This window comes from Cupriavidus sp. GW822-FHT03E04 (genome assembly GCF_058801495.1).
In genome coordinates, this window is the sequence record NZ_JBXANI010000010.1 from 95025 (window position 1) to 116984 (window position 21960).

21 protein-coding genes and 2 pseudogenes are annotated in these 21960 nt (G+C 61.2%); 11 read left to right on the top strand and 12 right to left on the bottom strand.

What is annotated here, in order from left to right; genetic code table 11:
* The first annotated feature begins 29 nt into the window (after window positions 1-29).
* Together AC1RQC_RS15895 and AC1RQC_RS15900 are read left to right on the top strand one after the other, a co-directional pair.
* Window positions 30-671: a DsbA family protein gene (locus AC1RQC_RS15895; protein WP_492372148.1), complete on the top strand. Its 642-nt coding sequence runs from the start codon at window positions 30-32 to the stop codon at window positions 669-671.
* Between the two features lie 123 nt (window positions 672-794).
* A pseudogene (locus AC1RQC_RS15900) lies at window positions 795-1112 on the top strand (helix-turn-helix domain-containing protein); the annotation flags it as partial.
* 91 nt (window positions 1113-1203) lie between these two features.
* Here AC1RQC_RS15900 and AC1RQC_RS15905 read toward each other — a convergent pair.
* A complete protein-coding gene (locus AC1RQC_RS15905) occupies window positions 1204-2070 on the bottom strand; it encodes a transporter (protein ID WP_492829546.1) in 867 nt (288 codons plus the stop codon).
* 226 nt (window positions 2071-2296) lie between these two features.
* Between AC1RQC_RS15905 and AC1RQC_RS15910 the strand changes: the two genes are divergently transcribed.
* On the top strand, window positions 2297-3250 hold the full coding sequence (locus tag AC1RQC_RS15910) for an AraC-like ligand-binding domain-containing protein (protein WP_492372150.1): 954 nt from the start codon (window positions 2297-2299) through the stop codon (window positions 3248-3250).
* A 57-nt stretch (window positions 3251-3307) separates the two neighbouring features.
* Here AC1RQC_RS15910 and AC1RQC_RS15915 read toward each other — a convergent pair whose 3' ends face one another.
* Window positions 3308-4345 (bottom strand): carbon-nitrogen hydrolase family protein, encoded by a 1038-nt coding sequence (locus AC1RQC_RS15915; RefSeq protein WP_492883931.1) that lies wholly within the window; start codon window positions 4343-4345, stop codon window positions 3308-3310.
* A 169-nt stretch (window positions 4346-4514) separates the two neighbouring features.
* On the bottom strand, window positions 4515-5519 hold the full coding sequence (locus tag AC1RQC_RS15920) for a GlxA family transcriptional regulator (protein ID WP_492829606.1): 1005 nt from the start codon (window positions 5517-5519) through the stop codon (window positions 4515-4517).
* A 58-nt stretch (window positions 5520-5577) separates the two neighbouring features.
* Here AC1RQC_RS15920 and AC1RQC_RS15925 point away from each other — a divergent pair, with 58 nt between their 5' ends.
* From AC1RQC_RS15925 to AC1RQC_RS15935, 3 genes and pseudogenes are all read left to right on the top strand, one after another.
* Window positions 5578-6270 (top strand): DJ-1/PfpI family protein, encoded by a 693-nt coding sequence (locus AC1RQC_RS15925; RefSeq protein WP_492829551.1) that lies wholly within the window; start codon window positions 5578-5580, stop codon window positions 6268-6270.
* Window positions 6271-6299: 29 nt separating this feature from the next.
* A complete protein-coding gene (locus AC1RQC_RS15930) occupies window positions 6300-7637 on the top strand; it encodes an MFS transporter (protein ID WP_492883933.1) in 1338 nt (445 codons plus the stop codon).
* A 163-nt stretch (window positions 7638-7800) separates the two neighbouring features.
* A pseudogene (locus tag AC1RQC_RS15935) lies at window positions 7801-8070 on the top strand (DJ-1/PfpI family protein); the annotation flags it as partial.
* A gap of 126 nt (window positions 8071-8196) precedes the next feature.
* Here the strand turns inward: AC1RQC_RS15935 and AC1RQC_RS15940 are convergent.
* The 4 genes from AC1RQC_RS15940 to AC1RQC_RS15955 all read right to left on the bottom strand — a co-directional run bounded on the left by AC1RQC_RS15940 (window position 8197) and on the right by AC1RQC_RS15955 (window position 12740).
* Entirely contained in the window at window positions 8197-9531 is a 1335-nt protein-coding gene (locus AC1RQC_RS15940; RefSeq protein WP_492372154.1) for an MFS transporter, read from the bottom strand.
* A 278-nt stretch (window positions 9532-9809) separates the two neighbouring features.
* On the bottom strand, window positions 9810-10748 hold the full coding sequence (locus AC1RQC_RS15945; RefSeq protein ID WP_492807081.1) for an alpha/beta hydrolase: 939 nt from the start codon (window positions 10746-10748) through the stop codon (window positions 9810-9812).
* Window positions 10738-11619 carry an alpha/beta fold hydrolase gene (locus AC1RQC_RS15950; RefSeq protein ID WP_492372156.1) on the bottom strand — a complete coding sequence of 294 codons (882 nt, stop codon included), beginning with the start codon at window positions 11617-11619 and terminating at the stop codon, window positions 10738-10740. Before AC1RQC_RS15950 ends, AC1RQC_RS15945 begins: the two co-directional genes overlap by 11 nt.
* Before the next feature lie 65 nt (window positions 11620-11684).
* Window positions 11685-12740 (bottom strand): sugar phosphate isomerase/epimerase family protein, encoded by a 1056-nt coding sequence (locus AC1RQC_RS15955; protein ID WP_492883935.1) that lies wholly within the window; start codon window positions 12738-12740, stop codon window positions 11685-11687.
* Between the two features lie 123 nt (window positions 12741-12863).
* Here AC1RQC_RS15955 and AC1RQC_RS15960 point away from each other — a divergent pair, with 123 nt between their 5' ends.
* Window positions 12864-13484 carry a TetR/AcrR family transcriptional regulator gene (locus tag AC1RQC_RS15960; RefSeq protein WP_492829610.1) on the top strand — a complete coding sequence of 207 codons (621 nt, stop codon included), beginning with the start codon at window positions 12864-12866 and terminating at the stop codon, window positions 13482-13484.
* Between the two features lie 337 nt (window positions 13485-13821).
* Window positions 13822-14844, top strand: coding sequence for an SGNH/GDSL hydrolase family protein (locus AC1RQC_RS15965; RefSeq protein WP_492372158.1), 1023 nt, complete (start codon window positions 13822-13824; stop codon window positions 14842-14844).
* Between the two features lie 96 nt (window positions 14845-14940).
* Here AC1RQC_RS15965 and yjjJ read toward each other — a convergent pair whose 3' ends face one another.
* Together yjjJ and AC1RQC_RS15975 are read right to left on the bottom strand one after the other, a co-directional pair.
* Window positions 14941-16266, bottom strand: a complete 1326-nt coding sequence (yjjJ, locus tag AC1RQC_RS15970; RefSeq protein WP_492883937.1) for a type II toxin-antitoxin system HipA family toxin YjjJ — start codon at window positions 16264-16266, stop codon at window positions 14941-14943.
* Window positions 16267-16620: 354 nt separating this feature from the next.
* Window positions 16621-16866: a DUF3562 domain-containing protein gene (locus AC1RQC_RS15975; protein WP_416052295.1), complete on the bottom strand. Its 246-nt coding sequence runs from the start codon at window positions 16864-16866 to the stop codon at window positions 16621-16623.
* A gap of 462 nt (window positions 16867-17328) precedes the next feature.
* Here AC1RQC_RS15975 and AC1RQC_RS15980 point away from each other — a divergent pair, with 462 nt between their 5' ends.
* Both AC1RQC_RS15980 and AC1RQC_RS15985 read left to right on the top strand, forming a co-directional pair.
* On the top strand, window positions 17329-18087 hold the full coding sequence (locus AC1RQC_RS15980) for a CDP-diacylglycerol diphosphatase (protein ID WP_492883939.1): 759 nt from the start codon (window positions 17329-17331) through the stop codon (window positions 18085-18087).
* An 89-nt stretch (window positions 18088-18176) separates the two neighbouring features.
* A complete protein-coding gene (locus AC1RQC_RS15985) occupies window positions 18177-18431 on the top strand; it encodes a hypothetical protein (RefSeq protein WP_183031900.1) in 255 nt (84 codons plus the stop codon).
* Window positions 18432-18472: 41 nt separating this feature from the next.
* On the opposite strand, the gene pstS is transcribed toward AC1RQC_RS15985, so the two are convergent.
* The 3 genes from pstS to AC1RQC_RS16000 form a co-directional block, all read right to left on the bottom strand.
* Window positions 18473-19504 (bottom strand): phosphate ABC transporter substrate-binding protein PstS, encoded by a 1032-nt coding sequence (gene pstS / locus AC1RQC_RS15990; protein ID WP_492807091.1) that lies wholly within the window; start codon window positions 19502-19504, stop codon window positions 18473-18475.
* 237 nt (window positions 19505-19741) lie between these two features.
* Window positions 19742-20557 (bottom strand): alpha/beta hydrolase, encoded by an 816-nt coding sequence (locus AC1RQC_RS15995; protein ID WP_492883941.1) that lies wholly within the window; start codon window positions 20555-20557, stop codon window positions 19742-19744.
* Window positions 20558-20706: 149 nt separating this feature from the next.
* Window positions 20707-21366, bottom strand: a complete 660-nt coding sequence (locus AC1RQC_RS16000; RefSeq protein WP_492807095.1) for a helix-turn-helix transcriptional regulator — start codon at window positions 21364-21366, stop codon at window positions 20707-20709.
* A gap of 127 nt (window positions 21367-21493) precedes the next feature.
* On the opposite strand from AC1RQC_RS16000, the gene AC1RQC_RS16005 reads away from it, so the two are divergent.
* On the top strand, window positions 21494-21958 hold the full coding sequence (locus tag AC1RQC_RS16005; protein ID WP_492372165.1) for a RidA family protein: 465 nt from the start codon (window positions 21494-21496) through the stop codon (window positions 21956-21958).
* Window positions 21959-21960: the final 2 nt, after the last annotated feature.

The window sequence follows — 21960 nt, forward strand, 5'->3', positions numbered from 1 at the left end:
GGAAAAAAGCGCGAGAAGGAGGCAACACCATGCACGCATTCAATCTGCCGCCCAAGTCCGTCGTGTACGTCACGGACGCCTACTGCGGTTGGTGCTGGGGCTTTTCGGAGCGCATGAGCGAGTTCGAAGCCGCCAATCGCAATAAGGTCGCGTTCAGCGCCATTAGTGGCGGCCTGTTCGTTGGCGAGCGCGCTAAGCCGATCGCCAGTTACCCCCACATCCCGCAGGCCAACGAGCGAATCGCCCAGCTGACCGGCGCCGTATTTGGCGAGGCCTATCAGAGTCTGCTGAGGCACGGCAACATGGTCATGGACTCCGTCGATGCCGCCGCGGGCCTGGCTGTACTGCGGGCGCAAGCCCCTGGGCGTGCCGTGCATTGGGCCCATGAACTGCAGGCGGCGTTCTACGGTCGAGGTCTTAGCCTGTCCGATCCTGCAACGATCGCGGGCATCGCATCGGCCCATGGTCTCGACGAGAAGTTGGCATTGCGTGCTCTGTCAGACGGCTTTGGCAAGGCACAGGCGAAAGTGGACTTCGAACTGGCGCGCGGACTTGGTGCGTCCTCCTACCCTACCTTGTTCTTCGTGGACGGAAAGAACGTGCATAAGCTCCCTGCGACCGGAGCAGCGCTGAGCACGTTGAACGAAAGGCTCGACGCATTACTGGCTTGAGCCGCGGGTCTGATTCGTCAATCGTCTATGAGTCCAATACTGTCATCCGTCGCATTTCCATCCTTCCTTTCACCATGGTCAACGCGCACTTCGTCGTTGGCTAGGCGGGCGCCATCTTGGTCGGCGCACAAGCTGGTTATGCATCAGCGTCGGGCGGGCGGGCGGTCCCAGCATTCCAAAATGCTCGACCTAGCGCCAAATTCTGATCGCATCCAGAATGCGCCGAACTATGCACGTTAGAATCGGAGCCGTTCGCTGACCGTGGAGGAACTGGCCGAGACTGTTCATCTGAGTCCGCGCTAGTTCGGTCGTGTGTTCACGCTGGAAACGGGGCAGTCTCCCGCCAAGGCAATCGAAGGGCTGCGACTGGAGGCGGAGCGACTGATGATCGAACAGGGCCGGCATCCGCTTGATGTCATCGCTAAGGAAACCGGTTTTCGCGCATGCTGTGCATTGGCCCAGGGCTTGCCGTTCATCGATCCTGTTCTCCGGCATAAGTGCTGCATCAATATCTCAGGCGCGCTTGCGATCGCTAAAACGCTTTTGCTAAACGCAGATTGAGCCGAAGCTTGTCCTTGGGGCCGTTGCGCACGTGTACGTCCTGGCCGCCCTGGATTTCCAGTTGCAGTGATGGTGTCAAGAAGTGAGCCACTGTGAATAAGCACGTATCGGTCGACATGCTTGCGCTCTGAGTGACGCCGTTGAGTTCGGTACGGCCGCCCGCGGTGTGGTAATAGGTGATCGCGATCCGTGTTCTGTTGCTGAGTTCGTAGCGGAGGTGACTTTGCAGGCTGAACGTCGGCCGCTGCTTGTAGTCAGCCCCAGCGAAATCGTTGTTAGTGCCGTAGAAAGCCACTTCGCCTGTCAAGTCGAGGAAAACTGGACCAGTGATGTTCTGGGAATAGTTCAGATGCGTCACGGCTGTCCAGCGGTGTGCGCCGAGATTGAGGGATCCCTGATCGGTGTGGTAGGTCCCAAGCGGAGCGGAGACGAACTGGGCGGTGCTGAGATAGCGCTGGTGATCAGGGTCGTTGATGAACCAGATCGCCGAGCCGATGAACGGATCGCCAGTACCATTCGAATGAAGATTGGCCGGGGCACTCATGCGCACGCTGCCGAAGGGCATGATGACCTGCGGCGTCACTGTGAAGCCGAAGAGGCTTGCGTAGTGGATATAGCGGACAACGCCGATATCCGACTGGACATCAAAGGGTGCCGGCGTGCGCCTTCCGTCGGCATAGAAAGCGGTGCTCTCACTGTGCTGGTAATAAAGCAGGCCGAGGTTAGTGCCCGGTGGCAAAGGCACATAGTCCGCAGGATCGGTCGCGAGAACGGTTGCCTTGGCAGAGGTTGCCACCATCAACGAGAGAAACAGCAAGCTGGCGAAACGAGTTTTCATTTAGTATACCCAGAGGAAGTTTCGGCAAGGAAGTCCCCCCTGCCGGTCGGTTCCATTCTGCAATGCCAAAGATCGCGGGTATTGCACCACGCTCCCGACATCGTTGATTCAGCTTGCCGGCCCGGTTCCGATGATTTCTCCCGGGAAATGGCGTGCCTGGGCTATTACTGTTCGGCGAGCAGCACCAATCCAAGACATCACTGATGTCCTGTTCATGCGTTAGACGATGAAAAGCACGAGTACCGATTCCGCACCTGTTGAAGAGCGGTTGGACTTTTGGCGAGACGCTATCAGTCGCGCCTTCGTCAAACTGGACTTCGACCCCGTTAAGCTCAATGGAGGGCGGCAGTTTTCTGGTCGCATCACCCAGAGTGATCTCGCGGACATCGAACTTGCGGTGGTGAATTCCAATGGCCAGCACGTGCGGCGGACGTCGCGACTGATCCGGCAGACTCAGGACGAACTGTTCCTGGTCAGCTTCCAATTGGCAGGTGAGGGGGAAGTACGCCAAGATGGTCGGCGTGCAGTACTTGCAGCTGGGGATTTTGTGATCTATGACAGCACTCGTCCCTACGAACTCGTGTTCCGGGAGGACTTCGAACAACTGGTCGTGACGGTGCCACGCGACCGCCTGCGTGTGCGAGCACCATCGGCGGAACGGTTGACGGCCATCGCCATTCGCGGCAGCCAGGGCATAGGGCGCCTGCTAGGGGAGTTGGTGGTGGGATTAACAGAGCATGCAGAAGCGATGGCTGGTCAGACACAGGCATCTGTCTCCAACGCCGTGCTCGATCTCGTCGCTACGGCCCTGGCGACTTTGCCGGCTTCGCAGGTCGGATCGCTACCGACCTTGAAGCTGTTTCACTTGAACCGGATCAAGTCCTATATTCACGAACATCTATCGGATCCGGACCTGAGCATCATCTCGATCAGCGAAGCGCTCGGTGTGTCCGTCAGCTCAATGTATCGAGTGTTCGAGGCGGAACGGTGTTCGCTCGCCGAGTGGATCTGGGATCAAAGGCTGCAGGCATGTCGGGCGACGCTGCTCGACGTCGCTTGTTCCGGGTTGAGCATCAAGCAGATCGCCATGAGCTGGGGATTCAACGATCCCGCACACTTCAGCCGCGCATTCCGGAGGCGGTTCGGCCAAAGCCCGGCTGCGTTCCGCTCGCGCGAATAACAGCCGGGCCGTTCAGTCCCCTGTGGGACAGCTTGATCGGAGACGTCGTTTGAACGCTCAGACCTGTTCACCTTCCTCGAGCTCTATATGCTCGACGGCTCGCATGCCCGGTAAGTTGCCGTTTGCACTTTGGCCGTACTTCACATGCACGACACGAGGCTTTGGATTGCGGTCCAGCAGCAGTTGTGTCACGTCCGGGCGCGAGTAATGCCCAGCCGGATCAGCAGCTGCTTTAGCGAGGGTGATTGCTGCGAGGTCAATGTCCGCGTATAGCAACCCCTCCGCATCTGGAGGCAGCGGGTCGGCCAGCGATCGGCCGTCAGGTCCGTAGATTTGCGCATGGCCGCCCCCCAATTTCAGCAGCGCTTGCTGCTCGGGTGTCTCGCAAAGCATGTCGATCATCTTTTGCGAAACCGTTGCGCACGGCGCAACTACAAAGCACTGGCCCTCGACCGCATACAACCGACTCGCGGCGTTGTTTACCTCTGGTCCGAGCGCGTAAGCCGCGTCGACGTAAAGCGAGAAGCTGGGCCAAGCGGCGATATGGACCTGCTCATTCTGAGCATACATCGCATACTTGGTAAGTGGCTGAAGATGCTCCCAGCAGCAAAGGGCGCCAATCCTGCCGAGGTTGGTGTCGTGAACAGCCAGGTCGCTGCCATCGCCTTCGCCGAAGAGCGCGCGTTCGACATGAGTGGGCTTCAGCTTGCGGCGCGTGGCGATGGTCTTCCCCTCAGGACTCAGGATGGCCTGGGCAATGTACAGGCTTCCTGCGTCTTTCTCGCTGAAGCCGAGCACAACGGTGATGTTGCAACGCGATGCCGCTTGCGCGATGCGATCGAACTGCACGCTGTCGATGAGCATCGAGTTGTCATGATATGCCTGAATGAATTTCATGCCCCAGATCGGCGCGCCAAGCCAGGCAAACCATGGGTATCCCGGTATCCACGTTTCAGGGAAAGCAATGAGACTTGCGCCGCCTAGTGCAGCCTCTTCGATAAGCGAAATCGTCTTGTCAACGGTTGCCTCGAGATTAAGAAACTCTGGCGCCGCCTGGACAGCAGCTACCCGATAGCGGGGATGTTCAATGGCCATTGTGGTCTCCTGATGTGTGGTTCCCAAGCATAGTCGAGAAAATTCAACCTCCTTGTCTGAGATTCCTGCTTGTCATGTGCTAGTTTCCTGGGATGCCTCGCTTGCGTAGTCGCGTTCACATCCGACTACGCAGCTAATCGCTGAGGGCTTTAGCGCTTCACTCGCACTGTCATTCCGCTCCTGTCTCCTTTTGCTTTGGGAAACTCCTGAACGATGCCGGCGGCGCCCCAAACTTCCGCCGAAATGCCCGGCGCATCTGCTCTTCGGACGCGAAACCGCACTTGTTGGAAATCGTTGCGGTGAGTGCGTCAGTCGTTTCAAGCAGCAATCTGGCCCGTGCGAGTCGCAGGTCCTGTACTGCGACAAATGCCGAACATCCCATCGCTTCTCTAAAGCGCCGCTGGAAAGTTCGCGGTGTTTGGCCGACCGCATCAGCCAATTCCTCGATACTCCATGGACGATATAGCGTTGATGCGACTCGGTTCATGAGTTCGAGATAAAGGCCGTTGCCGGCACGTTCTTGCATTGCAAGCATCTCGCTGGACTGGGGCTGGCCGCCAGGACGCCGCAAATACACAACCAGCTTCCTCGCGATCCGAGCGGCGATTACATGTCCGTGGTCCTGCTCTACGAGTGCAAGTGCCATATCAATGCCGGCCGTAACACCAGCGGACGTCCAAACGTCGCCATCGTTGACGTAGATTGGCGAAGTAAGCACCTCAACATCACGATGCAGGCGGGCCAATTCGCCGCATTTCTCCCAGTGCGTAGTCGCACGGCGCCCCGCAAGCAACCCGGCGCTCGCAAGTACGAACGCGCCAGTGCAAACCGAGCAGATCCGCCGTGCTCGACCGCGGCTCGCGTTCAACGCACGCCGCAGCGCCATGCTCTGTGCGGCGGAGCCGACTCCAGGTCCGCCGGGCACAATGACTGTATCTGCCAGCTGAAGCAGCGACAGATCGTCGTCAACGACAATATCCGGCCCCGCGGCAACTCGTACTCTTCCAGGCACTTCTGCGACCACACGCACCTCATACAGGGGCTGAATTCCTTCCCGATTCGCGAGATTGAATACCTGCATCGGTCCAACAATATCTAGCGGTTGATGGTCGTCAAAAGCGACCGCAACGACACGTCGCTCGACATGTGGCACGAAAGGCGGGGACTTTGACATTTTTGCCAACTTTGCGCTCCTTAGAATGGACACCAGCCCAGTCAAAGGAGCGGCTCACATGAGTGACATTGTATTTCGGGTAGGGATGCTGATGTATCCAGGAATCACACAGTTGGACATGAACGGTCCACTCGAAGTGCTAAGCGCAGTCGAGAGTTGGCAGGTAGATTTGGTCGCCAAAACACGCGAGTCAGTACGCTGCGGGCGCGGATTTTCCTGGTTGCCAACGACGTCCTTTGCCGAGGCGCCCCAGTACGATTTGCTGGTCGTACCGGGTGGCCCTGGTGTAGACGATGCCATGCTTGATCCTCGAACCGTCGATTTTGTCCGCGAGCAATCGGCCGGGGCTCGTTACGTGTTTGGCATCTGCACTGGCCCCTTGCTGCTCGGCGCAGCAGGTTGTCTACACGGTCTGCGTGCAAGCTGCCATTGGCAATCCGCTGACCTGCTTGCAGACTTTGGCGCGACTCCTACGCGCGAACGCATGACTACGGACGGACGTTTCTTTACTTCGGGTGGGGTCACTGCCGGCATCGATATGGCGCTGAAGGTCGTCGGCGATTTGGTAAGCACCGAGGCTGCACAGACCATCCAGCTTTTGCTCGAGTACGACCCGGCTCCTCCGTTCGACTCGGGATCGCCGGATCGTGCGCCACGAGCAGTACGAGAGCAACTCGATGCATTGAGCCAAGATCGGATGAAACGTCGACAGTACGCCGTTGCGCGTGCCGCTGCAATACTCCATCCCTGAACACAACCGAATTGAGCGGAGGATATGACATGGGAACAAGCGGTGTCAGTTCGCCCACTGACGCGCACGCGCGCTCCGAGCAGAGAATCGACTGGCGCACGATAGTGATTGCAAGCATCGGCGGTGGCCTCGAGTTCTACGACTTCATCGTTTATGGCGTGTTTGCCCCATACGTCGCTCGTGCGTTCTTTCCAACCGGTAGTCCGGCGACGTCGATGGCCGCTGCATTCGCTGCATTTGCTGTCGGCTATTTCGCAAGACCGGTCGGCGGTCTTGTTCTCGGTCACATTGGTGATCGCTTCGGTCGTCGCGCCGCCTTCAACGTATCGCTCATCACGATGGCTGCCGCGACGATCATCATGGCGTGCATTCCCACATATGCATCGTTCGGAGTCGCCGCGACCAGTCTTTTCGTGTTGATGCGCTTTGTGCAGGGCGCATGTGTCGGCGGGGAACTGCCAGGAGCAATTGCGTACGTGGTCGAGACGGCTCCGAATCGGACCGGACTGGCGTGTGGCCTCATGTTCTCGTGCGTCAATACTGGGAGCTTACTCGCCGTCGGCATTAGCATGGGGCTGCATACAATACTGAATGCCGAGGACATAGGCACATTTGGTTGGCGACTGGCGTTTCTTGCAGGTGGCGTGCTCGGTGTCGTTGGTGCATGCATGCGTGGAAATCTGCGTGAGACGCCGATGTTCCTCTCGGTCCAAGCTCAAAAACGCGCTCGATTGCCGGCATGGGAGGTAACACGCACGTACTCTTCGCAGATCGCGGTTGGCGTTGGTATCGTGGGGTTGAACCAGATGCTGATAGCAATGCTGAACGTTGCGATGGTCCCGTACCTCGAACAGGTAGCCGGATTCTCGGCTCGTGCAGCCAGCGGTCTCGTGATGACCGCCGTGGCAGTTATGTCGATTGCCATCGTCGTCGTCGGCTATGCTGCAGATCGCATACGCCCCTACAGCTTGTATATCCTCGGTAGCGCAGCGATTGCCATGGGTGCCTACCCGTTCTACGCATCGCTGCTCACGGCGCCCGCACGTCCTCCATATCTCACGTTTTTTAGCATGGCGCTTGTATGCTCACTGATCTCAGGCTCGTTCGGCGTACTTGCATCGAGTCTATTTCCCGTAAGGCTTCGCTTCAGCGGCTTGGCGATCAGCTATAACGTTGCCGCTGCCCTCTTGGGTGGATTTACGCCTCTCGCCACTACACTGATCGCAAATGCAACCGGAAACAAGGCGGCACCCGGGTTGTTGGTCGCGATTGTCGCGATCGGCGGACTCACATCGGCGTTCGCGATGCAGTGGATCAGCCGTAACAACGGGCGCGCAAGTTCCGTGAGTTCAGAGTTGACTCTTTAGCGCTGACGCGAGAAGGGTCCATGTACGGAACGAGAGGAAGCACGCTGATGAGCGCCAGCAGCTCGTCGTTCGATTCGACGTCGAACGGTAAGCGTCCAGCTTTCCCACTTTGAGCTGATCGAAGCGATCCTGCATCGTCCCCACGAAGGAGATCGTGGAGACGATGGATAATGTGTCGACAGTTGGGCGGCGCGCGAAGGCGCGGGTACAGCGCCGAATTCAAGACGACGGTGCTCGAACAGATCCGTCTGTCTGCACTGGATCCCTGGTTTTGGGGGCGGCTGGCCTCCTCACGGGCTACCGTGCAACTTGCCATTGGTCCTCTATCGATCAGTTGAGTCTGCTCGGAGCAGAACCCGTTCGCGAGTGCGTTGTGCGGAATCGAAACCGGATGACTGGTGCGGGTGTAACCTCGAGGATCGACTTTGCCTTATCCATAGTGGCCGACCTTATGGGCGATGACGTGGCACAGGAAGTACAGCTCCAGATGGAGTACGATCCAGAGCCTCCCTATCAGAGCGGATCGCCACGTACGGGCCCGACGGTACAAGTCACTCGCTTACGTTTCCCGGATCTCGCTCAGCACCTTGGCTTCGACCTCCGGGTTGGGTTCGCCATCCTTGGTAGCAATCAATTCTTTCGGCGCCAGCGGGATCAAGGGCAGGATCAGGGCGTACACCACGGTCGTCGCGATCACGCAATAGGTGAATCCGTGCGTTGGGCTGCTGTTATAGATCCATGAGCCCAATAGATCCCCGGCACGCGCCGAGAGCGCGAGTACGCCATCCACCAGCATCATCAAGGTGCCTTGCAAGCCAGGCGGGCAGGACCGCATCGCGAGATCGAGATATGCTGCCGTGGCTACACCGCCCATCAGCCCTATCGGAGCCGCCAACACAAGCGCGAGATTGGCTGAGTGAATGAATGCTAGCGGAATCATCTGTGGCACTGCGACGATCGTTCCCCACCACAGCAGCTTGTTCAGCGGTACTTTCTTGCACAGAAAGCCATACAGCAAAAATGTCGGGATGAACGCGGCGGCAAAGATCCCGTTGTAGTACGAGTAAATGGAATCCGATGCATGCAGCACATTGGTCAGATAGAACTGTAGCGGAGTGGCCGATCCTGGCGCAAAGTTCCACAGAAAGCAGATGAGAACCGCTGGATAGACGGCCTTATGCTTCGCCAGCCTGCTGACGTTGCCAAGGAGATCCGCGCCCCTGGCTTGCGGCTGATCGTAGAGTTGGCCGAAGACGGAAACGGGCTTCCAGAGCCCCAGCGCGGCAATCAATAACGTGACCGTCGCCACCAGGATAAAGGCTTCTTTCGCGGCAAGATGATCGGAGATGTACCCGGAAGCGAACGCGCCCGCAACGACCGGGACGGAGCTGACCAAGTTGCACAGCGCGCTCAGGCGCCCGGACATGCGTTTTTCCTGGCCCACCAAGGCGATCAAGCCCTGATAGGCCGCGGCGACAAATCGGGACGACAGCATTGCCAGCAGCATCCCGATGACCAGTCCCGCGTATGAGAAACCTGAAAACGCTATCCAGACGAATGCCACCGCGGTCACCGGAGCGAAAATCAGGAAGAAGCCACGATCGCGCAATCCCAGCGGGTTCCATTGGTCGCGCGCGAGGCCAAAAGCGAACGCGATGTACACGGGTATGCCCGTAACCAGCCGGAATGTCGAGATCTGCGTTGCCGTTGCATGCAACTGGTTCTTGAGTATGTACGACGTCTGTACATCAACCAGGAAACCCGCCGGCGTTGCCAGATAGATGAACAGGGTGAGGCAACCGAAATACAGCAGGGTTCGGTCGCTGCCCTCGGCACCGTGACGAGCGGATGCGGCCGGCGTTTTCGTAGAGGCGCGTTTGAAGTTCTTGGACATGGGGGCCACGTACACGTCCTCGGAAAACCAATCGGAGGGGCTCCCGTGCATGTGCGGGCTGCGCCACCGGGCATGGTTAACAGAATAGAGCGTCAGTGCGGGAAACGTGTAGGTAAAAAATGGGACTCGATGTTCCCACGCCTACCGCATTCGCGCGGAGAATGCCGCCCGCGAGCGATATGACGCGCTGCTCGCGGGCGGCGCGATGGCCTGCCCAGCGTCCACCAGGTTCATCCGGTAGCGTCCGGCGCGTTGCGCGCCTGAGTGGCATCCGACGGTTACGCCCGTAGCGCCGCTTTCATCATCGCGCCGACGCGATCGAACAGGCATTGCGCAGCAGGCGCCACGCCGAGCAGGTGGATGCAGGCATGCACCATGCCCGGCAAGCGAGTCTGTTGCACGATGACGCCCGCGTCGGCGAGCCGGCGGGCGTAAGCCTCGCCTTCGTCGCGCAGTGGGTCGTACTCGCAGACCAGAATGATGGCGGGTGGCAGGCCATCGAGCCGCTCTGCGCGCAGCGGCGACGCATACGGCGAGCCGTTGTCCGCCGGTCCGCGCAGGTAGGCCGACCAGCAGGATGCCATCACATCTCGCGTCAGGTAGTAGCCCTCGGAAAATTCGGCGTAGGAGTTCGAGTCCATCGCGCTGTCCAACGCGGGATACAGCAGCAACTGATGCGCGATGGCGGGGCCATTGCGGTCGCGTGCCAACAGGGCCGCAGCGGCGGCAAGGTTGCCGCCGGCGCTGTCGCCGCCTACAGCGATCCGCTTTGGATCGATGCCGAGTTCCGCAGCTTTGTCGAATGCCCACACCACCGCGCGATACACGTCCTCCAGCGGCACAGGGAACTTGTGCTCGGGCGCGAGCCTGTAGTCCACCGACAGCACCACGCAGCCGGTGGCGTTGGCCAAGGCACGGCAGGGGTTGTCGTAAAGCGCCAGCGAGCAGAGAACCCAGCCGCCGCCGTGCGCGAACACGATGGCGGGCAGCGGCGCGTCAGCTTGCCGCGACGCCGTCGGCCAGTAGCCGCGAATCCTGATCTCGTAGCCGTCATCGGCTGTCACGCTGAACACCTTGATCGCGGCCACTTCCTGCAAGGGGCCGTGCAGCGCAGGCAAATCTCGTTCGGTGGCCTGGCGCATTTCCACTAGCGACGTCTCACCGACACTTGCTGGTAACGCTGCCAGGAAGCGAACGATATCTACATCAACGGACATGCGCATGCCCTCCCTGCTGCGCTTCCAGGAACGGCAGCAGTTCAGCGATGAATGCCTCTGGTGCCTCCTCCATGATGAAGTGGCCGCAGTCCGGCACCACCACGCCGCGCAGGTCGATGGCGTTGTCGCGCAGCGTCTCCAGTGGCGCATCGTTGGTGGCGTGCTCCGCGCCGATGGCTAGCACCGGCATCGCCAGCTTGCGCTTTGCGCGTTCGCGGTTCTGCCGCACCGTTTCCGGAATCGCGCGATAGTAGGCGAAACCGCCGCGCAGGCCGCCCGGCGCCGAATAGGCCGCGATGTAGGTGTCCACGGCCACGCGGTCGCGACGATGGGACCACTGGTCGAACATGAAATTCAGGTAGGCGGCCTCGCGCCCGGCGATCAGCGTCTCGGGCAGATCGGCTACCTGGTTGAACATGAAGTGCCACAGGAACTTGTTCTCGGCAGGCGGGGCGAAGATGCTCGGCGCAGGCGCAAGTCCGGGGATCACGGCCTCGGTAAGCGCCAGCCGCGTGACTGCGTCGGGATGGTCGCTGGCCAGCGCGTAGGCCACCCACATGCCCACATCGTGGCCGACCACCTGATAGCGGCCATGGCCCAGCGCGGCCATCACGCGGTGCAATGTGTGGGCAGTGGCGCCGGTGTCGTAGCCCGTGGGCGGCCGGTCGGAATGCCCAGTGCCCGGCGGGTCGACCGCGACGGCGAGAAAGCCGCGTTGTGCGAGCGCCGCCATGACATGGCGCCAGGCGAACCACGTCTGCGGCCAGCCGGGAATCAGCAGAACCGGCTGGCCGCTGCCTGCGGTGACACAGTGCACACGGTGGCCGTCAATGCGTACATAAGTGTGCGTGTGTTGGGTGTTGTCTTGCATGGATGTCTTCGGTGGATGGATTGGATGCATCGGAGGCATTGGATGCGATGAATGCGATGTCGGTGTCAGGCGATGCCGAGCATGCTGTCGATCTGCGCCTTGTTGACGGTGGCGCCAGCAAAGTCGTCGAAGATGCGTGAGGTCACGCGGATGATATGGCGGTTGATGAAATCCACGCCTTCGCGCGCACCGTCTTCCTGGTTTTTCAGGCAGCACTCCCACTCGAGCGTGGCCCAGCCTTGGTAGTCGTATTGCGCAAGCTTGGAGAAAATCGACTTGAAATCGACCTGGCCATCGCCCAGCGAGCGGAAGCGTCCGGCGCGCTCGGTCCACGACGTATATCCGCCATAGATGCCTTGCCGCCCGCTTGGGTTGAACTCGGCGTCCTTGACGTGGAACATGCGGATGCGGTCGCGGTACAAGTCGATGTAGTCCAGGTAGTTCAGCTGTTGCAGCACGAAGTGGCTGGGATCGAACAGGATGTGGCAGCGCGGATGGTCGCCAACCAGGCCGAGGAAGCGCTCGAAGGTGGCGCCGTCGTGGAGGTCTTCGCTGGGATGAATCTCATAGCAAAGGTTGACGCCTTGCGCATCGCAGGCATTGAGCACCGGCAACCAGCGTTTGGCGAGTTCTTCGAAGGCGGCTTCGATCAAGCCTTCCGGGCGCTGCGGGAACGGGAACAGGTAAGGCCACGCGAACGAGCCGGAGAAGGCGCCCATCTCGGTCAGGCCAAGCCGGCGCGACGCCTTGGCGGCAAGCTGGAGGCGCTCCAGCGCCCAGGCGGAGCGCGCCTGCGGATTGCCGCGCAGCGCGGGCGGCGCGAAGTTGTCGCACATTGAATCGTAGGCGGGATGCACCGCCACCAGCTGCCCGAAGATATGCGTGGTCAGTTCGCTGATGACCAGGCCGTGCCCGGCCAGCATGCCTTTGACTTCGTCGCAGTATGTCTGGCTTTGCGCTGCGGTCTTCACGTCGAACAGGCGCTCGTCCCACGCTGGAATCTGCAATGCCTTGAAGCCGATGTCGGCGGCCCATTTGGCGATGGCGGGCAGCGTGTTGAACGGCGCTTGCGTGTCGCTGAACTGGGCGAGGTGGAGACTTGGACCTTTGATGGTTTGCATGGATTGAACCGCCTATTGTTTGTTGAGCGACAAAGAATAGATGGCAAGGATGAGGAAGTCAACCGTGTTCGGCGCCGCGACGGTAAAATGCACGCCGCGACAGCATTCACTCACGAGCAGAACATGGCCGGACGCCCCAGAGAATTTGATCGAGACCAAGCCCTGAATACGGCCATGACCGTGTTCTGGGAGCGCGGCTATGAAGGCGCGTCGATGTCGACGCTGGTCGAGGCGCTGGGCCTGGCCTCGGCGCGTATCTACGCGGCGTTCGGCAGCAAGGAAGCGTTGTTCCGGGAAGCGGTGGCGCTCTACGAGGCAGGCGAAGGTGGCTTCGCGGATCGAGCCATGCAGGAAGAGGAGTCGGCCAGGCAGGCCATCGAACGCTTGCTCAACGACGCGGCGCGGACCTACACCAAACGCGGCCGTCCGCATGGCTGCCTGGTGGTGTCCGCGGCCAGCAGTTGCGCACTCGAGAACGAACCGGTGGCCGACTGGCTGGCAGAACATCGCCGCCAGCGCACGCAATCCATCATTGACCGGCTACATGCGGCGGTGCAAAGCGGTGAACTGCGGCAGGACACCGACATCGCCGCGCTTGGCGATCTCTACGGCGCGCTGCTGCACGGCATCTCCGTGCAGGCCCGCGACGGCGTCAGCCGCGCCCGCTTGCAGGCGATGATCGGGCCCGCGATGCTGGCTCTGGATGCTGCCGCAGCCCCTGGCAAAGCCGACTCTCAACGTTGATTCGGAAGCGTGGCGCTCGCTGCACCGGGTGCGGCCCCTGCTTGCTGATCTGGGCCGGATTGACATCCGGACGTCCACCATGTCCGGCACCGTACCGACTGCACGGCCCGTTCAGGTCACTATAATCAATGCGTCATGCGTCATGCGTCATCGCGCAGAGCCCTTCGCTAGTCTAGCTACTGATGGGCTACTGATGAGCCGCCGGTCAGCGGCAAGGCAGCCATGTGCGCTTTGCACTCGTCAGCCTGACAAGGTACCTATCGCAAGAGCGATATGCGGGCCGCCGATCGGCCCGCCACGTGGGGGCGGTTGCCCGGCCAACCTGCGGGGAGAAACCATGCAAAGAAGCATCGATCAGGTACGTGCCGCGATTCTTGCCGTGGTGATTTCGCTGGTTGCCGCATGCGGCGGGGATGGAGGCGGCTCGGGTAGCAGCAGTGGCGCGTCCGGCCCGGCAGGCGGCATTGCGCTGCAAGTTGTCTCGTTTGGCGACAGCCTGTCTGATGTAGGGACCTTTGCGCCGATCGCTAGCGCGGTCGGCGGAGGGCGATTCACAACCAATCCTGGGCAAGTGTGGACTCAGAATGTGGCGCAATACTATGGCGATACGCTAAGCGCTGCGTTTACGATCGGCATCACGCATCAGTTGAGTGCGCAAGGCGGCCTCGGCTATGCGGAGGGCGGCGCCACGGTGGCAACGCCGGCAAACCTGAACAATTTTCTGACTGACGTGATCGGCAACGTCGAAATGCCCGTCAACCAGCAGGTTTCGAGCTATTTGTCCGCACACGGGAGCTTCAACGCCAATCAGCTGGTGCTGGTCTGGGGCGGCTCGAACGACGTGCTTCGCGCCGGGGCACTGCCGGCCGCGGCGCAGACCGTGCAGACGGCGGCAACCACCCTGGCTCAAATTGTCGGACAGATCATCCAGAACGGCGCCACGCATGTCGTCGTGGTCAATGTCCCGAATGTCGGACTATCGCCCAAAGGCATCGCCTCGTCCGACGGCGGGGCAAACCTGACCCAGCTATCGCAGATCTTCAACAACAGCTTGATCGCTGCCTTGCAGGCCGATGGCCTGCAAGGCAAGGTCATCCAGATCGATTCTTATACATGGGAGAACCAGATCATTGCGAGCTTTCAGGCCAATGGCTTCGTCGTGTCAAACACCGGCGTCGCCTGCGATCCTGCGAAAACGCCTCACGACACGGCCTTGTTGTGCTCGCCGGCTACCTACGTGACGGCCAATGCCGATCAGACCTACATGTTCGCCGACGACCTTCATCCGGCGACGCGCCTGCATGCATTGTTCGCCCAGTTCGTTGAGCAGCAGATCGCCAGGAGTGGTCTTGGTCACTGAGCCTGGGAAAATGATGACTTGCCAGCAGAATCGTCGGGTTCCAGCACGTTCGTTTTTTTGCCAGCATGGCCCCAGAGCATGCGGGCGTGCTTGCTCTCAGGCCAGCCGCTCGAGCTGCCGGCTGGCTTCGTCGAGCCAGGCCTGCTGCCGTCCGGCAATCTCCGCAAATTCTGAACTGGCCAGCGGGTGCTCGGCGAGGCGCCGCCAGTATGCGCGGGCCAACGGCAGCATTTCGTGCCATACGCTGGCCGGCGGCTGAGTGGGCAGTGTGAACGTGGGCAGGTTGTCGCGCATTGTGCCGCTGCGGTCGGGGGCCAGGGCCATGGGCAGCATGTCATAAGCAGGGGCCTGTGACAGGGGTATGGTGCCTTCATGCAGAAAGGCAAGGTTGCCATTGTGCATATCACTGTTGCCGATCAGGCGGCCGAAGGCATATAGCCGGCAGACATCCTGATGGGCTTGCTTCGTAATGCGGGCCTGCTTGAGTAGTGCTTCGGTGAGTTCCGGCCAGGTCGCGCGAGCCCGCCCGACGAATTCCGCGTCCAAGGTGGCCAGTGACACCACGCCACGCCGACCACCCTGCTGGGTGCGGTCGAAGCGCGATAGCTGCAGGAAACGCTGGCCGTTAGCATCCAGCACTTCGCTATTGGCAGCTAATAGGCCGTGATTGGCCAACTGTTGCAGGGCGAGATGCTCCGCCAGCAGCAGGTCGCGCCAACGCTGACTAATCGCGTTGTCCTGCGCGGCACTGAACTTGACGAGGACTGCATGCCCATTCATGTGCACGGCGAATTTGGGTTGCTCCCCGCCGGCACTGGAGCCAACCAATTCGCCCGCCATCGATTGGGCGGCAAGGCGAGGGTAATGCTGTGCGCGCTCACTCGTGGCGATGCTGTCCGGCTGGTGTGCCAGCCAGGCGGAGCGGCTTGCGTCACCCAGAAGCAGATTGCCGGGCACATCATGCTCTCCCGCCGCCAGCGCGGCCAGCACATGGTCGTCGCTCCAATTCAGCAGGTCATCTGGCAAACCTAGCGCAGCGGCACGGTGGCGCACCCAGTGCCGCCCGATAAAGCCTTGCGGGCGCATGTCCTGTAGCCACCAAGGCAAGCTGTCCAGCAAGCAGTCGTCTTCGCCACTTTGGCGTAGGATAAAGCCTGGATGGACCGGCAGCAGCTCGCCCCATTGTTCAATCCGACCTGCAGCCGTAACACGGTACAGCGCAAATTGCGTCTGCCCCGCCACAATCCGGCATGCCAGATACCGCACAGCCCGCGCGCTGCCAACACGCGCAATGCGGTCGCCAGCTTCTGCGATACGGCGCGACAGCGTGGGCTGGCTGATCTTCAGCCGCAGGCACAAGCTCGCCGCGTTGGCGGGTCCCTCGCTAAGGATTTCCAGCAGGGCGGATGGTCGGGTGGGCATGAATAGATATTGAATGGATCGTCATTTCAGGAATTCATTGTATATCAATGGTTTGGAAGTGTTTTCTTGCTTGGGTCACTGCCTCGTGAATAGATACGGGCGGGTAGCGACAGGCGGACGCGAACAAGAAGGAGGTCGAGCGCCCCCTCGATTGGGGCTGATCGATAGTGGGGGAGAGCGTATGCGCCGTAGGAGGCTTGTCCGTGTCCGTGTCCGGGTTACGCGGACAAGCGGAAAAAATCGCACAAAGCGGCGTTTGGTACGCAGAAAGTCAGTGGTCTTAGGAACACCGCTCCACCACTCCTCTAGCTTAAGTGCGGCGCGCGCCAACGATGACTTCGGCCCCTTCGGCTGCTAAACGTAGCGCGGCGGCGCGGCCGATGCCGGAACAGGCGGGGGTGGTAGCGCTGAGGATTGCCGTTGTTTCCGAAACGCCTCCGTCACGCGCCTGGCGGCAAACAGCGGCAGGTAGTCGTGAATCTTGGCGCCGGCCTGAAGCTCGTGCCAGGCGGCGAAATACGCGCGCTCCACCTCCTCCACCGGGACTTTCAGGGCTTCGGATATCCTGGCGATCATTGAGGACTGTGATTCGGTTTTCATATTGCCTGCCACCTGGCAGGAAACGGCGGTGCGTGATGTGGCGCTGTGCTGGCGCGTGTTGTTTGAGGACGAAAGGGCGAAAGGGCTTGGTCAGGCACTCGCCTGATAATCGGTGAGGCGCATTCTCAAGTATAGGAATGCAGCGTCGCTAAACACGCCATCGTGTTGCCATATTTGTCCTGCACAATGCAGGCTATGCCGACTCAGGTGGATAAGTTCTGAATGCCAATACCCACGACTGCCCCAGGCCTGGATCGTCGTAGTCGTCGTAACGAGTCGGTTGGCCTCTCCCTCGCTTTGTGGTCTCACCGTGCGTCCAAGAATGCCGGGGATGCTGGGGATGGGGTGTGCTTTGCTTGTTTGTTCGCGGGGTGTGGAGCCATCAGGTTGATGGCTCTTTTTGTTTTTGGTTTTGCTTTTGGTGCCACGGCGCGGCGATTGGCCCTGCTGCTGGTGCTATGCATGGCGACGAGTGCCTGGGCCGATGCGGACGTCGGGTTTCTTGCGATGTTTGCCAAGGATGGGCTCTGGCGTAACGTGCAGGCGCGCTGCCTGGCACCCGGCGCGCCGCATCATCCCGATTGCGTGGTGGTGGATCGTGAAAAAGGCTTGGTGCTCTACAAGGATGCCATCGGCCGCTCGCATTTTCTCGTCATTCCGGATCATCGCGTGACTGGCGTGGAGGAACGAGGCTTGTGGGAAGAGGGCGGGCCGAACCCGTGGGCATTCGGCTGGGACGTCAGGCGGTTTGTCGGGCAGGCACGCGGGCGGCCGTTGCCCGATGGCATCCTGGGGCTGGCGATCAATGCTAAGGCGGCACGCAGCCAGGAGCAGATGCATATCCACCTGGACTGCATCAGCCGGGATGCCAGGGACTTTGTCGCCGGCGCGAGTGCGCGTATCGGGACCGCCTGGACGGCGCTGCGGTTCATGGGCAAGCCGGTACAGGCTGTTTTCGTGCCTTCGCCGGGAGCGGCGCTGTCCGTCAATCCATTCCTGCTTATCAAGCATCGTCTTGGCGAGGCGGCGTCAGTCGTGCCGGACCGGGGCGTGTTTGTCACTTATGTGGCGGATGCCAAGGGCACGGGCGGCTTTGTCATCGTGGACCAACCGGTCGATCGTGAGGCTGGCAGCAATGGACACGCCAGCGATTTCCTGGACGGCCAGTGCAAACTGGCGCAAGAGGATGTGCAAGAAGACGCGCCAGCGGCGCTTGAGTAACCTCGGCTTCGAGGCTGCCAAACCGGGGTTGCGCTCGCGCAAGCCGTTGCTAGAATGAATGTCCCCGATCAGCATGAAGGAGTGCAGCCATGGCAACGTATCAGCGCGGCGATTTGTTCCTCGTCACTTCTGTTGAGGAATTGCCCTGGGGGCGTTACAGAGGGTTTGTGACCATGATGGAGGGCACGCAGACGCAAGCGTCATCACGGCACACTTGCCCCATGTGCAGGGACAATCCGCTCCAGGCCCATGAGGACGCCGATGCCGATGTCGAGTATGCCTACAGGCACTATCTCTCGGACCATATTGACTGGAGCGCCCACGCCGGCGATACGGAGCACTGAGCGGAAACCGGGAACGCGCTGCAGCGCAGGGCTTTCCGCACTCACTTCAGGTTCTCTCCCCAGTAGGCTTCGATCTGCTTGACCAGCGCGGGTGGCAGCGCCACGTAGTGCTCTGCCGCGGCATCAGCCTGCCCGTCATTCAGTGCCCAACGGAAGAATGCGAGAGCGGCTTTGGCGCTGGCGGGATCCTTCGGGGCCTTTGGCATGATCACGAACACGGCGCCGGTAATTGGCCACGCCTGCGTGCCGGGCGCGTCCGTAATGACCTGATAGAAGTCGGGGTGCTGGCTCCAGTCTGCGGATGCTACCGCTGCGCTGAAGCTCTCCCGCGCGGGCTCGATAAACGCACCGTCCCGGTTTCGCACGGCCGTGTAGGGCAGCTTGCGTTGCAGTGCGTAAGTCAGCTCGACATAGCCGATCGCTCCTTTGACATTCTTGATGTAGGTGGCCACGCCCTCGTTGCCGTTGGCGCCGACGCCTGCCGGCCATTTGACGGTGGTGCCCGAACCCACGCTGCCTTTCCATTCGTCGCTGACCTTGGACAGGTAGTCGGCCCAGTTGAAGGTCGTGCCGGAGCTGTCGCTGCGATGCACGACCAGGATCTTTTGATTGGGGAAGTGGATGCCGGGGTTGATCGCGCCGATGGCCGGGTCATCCCAGTTGGCGATCTTGCCCAGATAGATATCCGCCAGCAATTGGCCAGTAAAGCGGACCTGGCCAGCGGCTACGCCGTCCAGGTTGACGATCGGCACCACGCCACCGACAACCAGCGGAAACTGGACCAGTCCGGCTGCGCGTAATTCATCTGGCTTGAGCGGCATGTCGGAGGCGCCGAACGTGACATTGGCCGCCTTGATCTGCCGGATGCCGTTGCCCGAGCCGGTGGGCTGGTAGTTCACCTCCTGGCCGGTCTTGGCGTAGTAGGTGGCCGCCCATTTCACCAGCAGGGGATAGACGAAGGTGGAGCCAGCGCCGGTGATGTCGCCCGCGTGCGCGCAAAGCGCACAGCCGGCGAACAGGCTGATGAGCGTGGCGCTGCGCTTCACGTTTTGCCAAAAGAGGGTTGGAGTCATTTTGCAACCTCCCAGGCATGTCAGTGAACGGCGCACTTAGCGCACGTACGCCCGTATCGGACGTACTGCATGTAACGCTTCAACGGCGCGGTCCGCCGGGGAGGTCACATGCTTATCCTAGCACTCGCTGCCTTGTTATCGGCAAGGTGTTTTGCAAGTGCGACGGAGAGGCGCAACGGTGCGTCATCGCGTTGTCATGATGTTGTCGCCGGGCTGTCATCATGGCTTGCCGAGTCTTTACTTTTCCGCCATCCACCCCGCTACGGCCGTCACCACTTGTGGCTCGATCCCGTTGAATCCGTGATAGGACATGGCCTCGCACGGGTCTCCAACGCTCTTGCCGCCGGCGAAGTGGATCAGTCCGGCTTTGGGGGCTTTGGCCAGCTTGTCCATCAGTCCTTGCACTTCGTTGTACGGGCACTGCTTGCAGCCATCCTGTTCGTGATGGACCACGAGCACGGGTATCTTGAGTTTGTCGAGGGCCATCGCCGGCACCTGTTGGCCGCGATCGTCGCGCAGGATGGTGGCGGTCAGCACGATGCCATCGGGGCCGCCATCGTCCGCTAGCCGGATCGCGGTGGACGCTACCGACTGGGTGCCGCGGCTGGTGCCGACCAGCCAGACAGGCAGGTTGGTGTGGCTGCGCATCCAGGCGATCACGGCCTTGGTGTCTTCGGCATGCTCGGCGGACAGGCGGAAGCCGCTCAGGTAGGGCCAGGACAGGCGGTCGCTCGGCGCATCGATGACGGCAACCGCGAACCCGTTGTCGACGAAGAGTTGGCGCGAGCGCACCAGGAAATTGCCGGCACCCCAGGCAACGCCCCCGTTGGGGTAGATGTTCAGGCCACCATGCGCGCCTGCGTAGAGGATCACCGCAGCCGTGGGCTGTGCGGGCGCCAGATACAGGAAGCGCTGCGTCACGCCGGGGCGCGTCGGGATGTCAACCACCTGTGGCGCGGTCTGTGCGCGCGCTGCCAGAGTGCAGAGCAGCAGCGTGAGGCAGAGCGTGGCCTGGCGCAACCGTCGCGGCGTGTTTGCTTGGCGGCAAGGCATGGGTTGTCTCTCCGGGGTTCGAATTTCGAATTGGCGGGCACGGCGCCGTGGGTGCGCAGCAAGATAGCATCGGCGGCGAGGATGACCAATCCACGCTAACCCCGGCTGGTCACCTATTTCACCTATTTCACCTATTTCACCTATGGCACCTATGCCGCGGCAGTGACGCGATACACGCAGCGCCGCGCGTTGCTCAGCAGATGCTCTTCGCGGGTGACGGTCGCTTGCGCGCCGATGACCTCCTGGAAGATCCGCAGCTCTGCCCGGCAGAACCCCTGGCAGGTCTGCGCAGCGGCGCAGATCGGGCAATGGTCTTCGATCAGCAGCCAGTCCTTGCCGTCTTGCTCAAGGCGCGCCATATAGCCTTCGGCCTGGCGCAGCGCGGTGAGCGTGGCGAGCCGCTGCTGCAACTCGCCCTGGCCGGCGACCGCCGCGAGATATTGCGCGCGGGTTTCGGACTCGCGCTGGCCGATCAGCTTGTCCATGCCTTCCTCGCCGAACAACTGCCGCACCGATCCGATCAGCTGGATGGTGAGTTGCGCGTGGGTATCGGGAAAGCGGCCGTGCCCGCTGGTGGTGAGGGTCCAGTCCTGGCGCGGCCGGCCTGCGCCGCTGGCGCTTTGCTGTCGGCCCTCGATCAGCCCGGCGGCGAGCAGCTTCTGCACCTGCTGGCGTGCGGCCTCGGCGGTGCCGCCCAGCGCCTGGGCGATCTGCGTGGTCGATGCCGCGCCCTTGGTCTTCAACAGGAACAGGATGCGATCACCCGGAGACCCAGTAGGGTTATCCAAGTTATTGTTTGCATAATTCATGGGTGCACCCTAATATCCAAAAACTGTCTTGGATATTAGGGCAGGCGGGCGGCAATGTCGAGTCTGTCCTGCATCTGGCCAAGCCGATCATTGCTGTCTCAATGCTGTCTATCAAGGAAATCGTCCCATGCAAGCCACTCGTACCCAACACGCATCGCGTCAGCTCACCATGCTTAATCCGCTTGGCCTCTATGATCCCAGCGCCAACGGTTACTCCCATGTGGCGATGGTCGCGCCCGGCGCGGGCCTGGTCTGCGTGGCCGGGCAGGGTGGGGAGCGCGCGGATGGCAGCCTGCCTGAGAGTTTCGAGGCGCAGGTGCGCCAGGCGTTCGACAACCTGGGCGTGGCGCTGGCCGCCGCTGGCGCGCAGTTGCGCCATGTGGCCAAGCTGACCGTGCTGGTGGTGGATCACGACGAGGCGCGCCTGGCCGTGCTGGCGGCGGCGGTGGCGCGCGCCTGGGGCGATACACCCAAGCCGGCATGCACCTTGATTCCGGTGCCGCGGCTGGCGCTTGACGGGATGTTGTTCGAGGTGGAAGCGCTGGCCGTGGCGGAGGGCTCAATGTCCGCCGCGTCTTCCGGCGCGGTGTAACC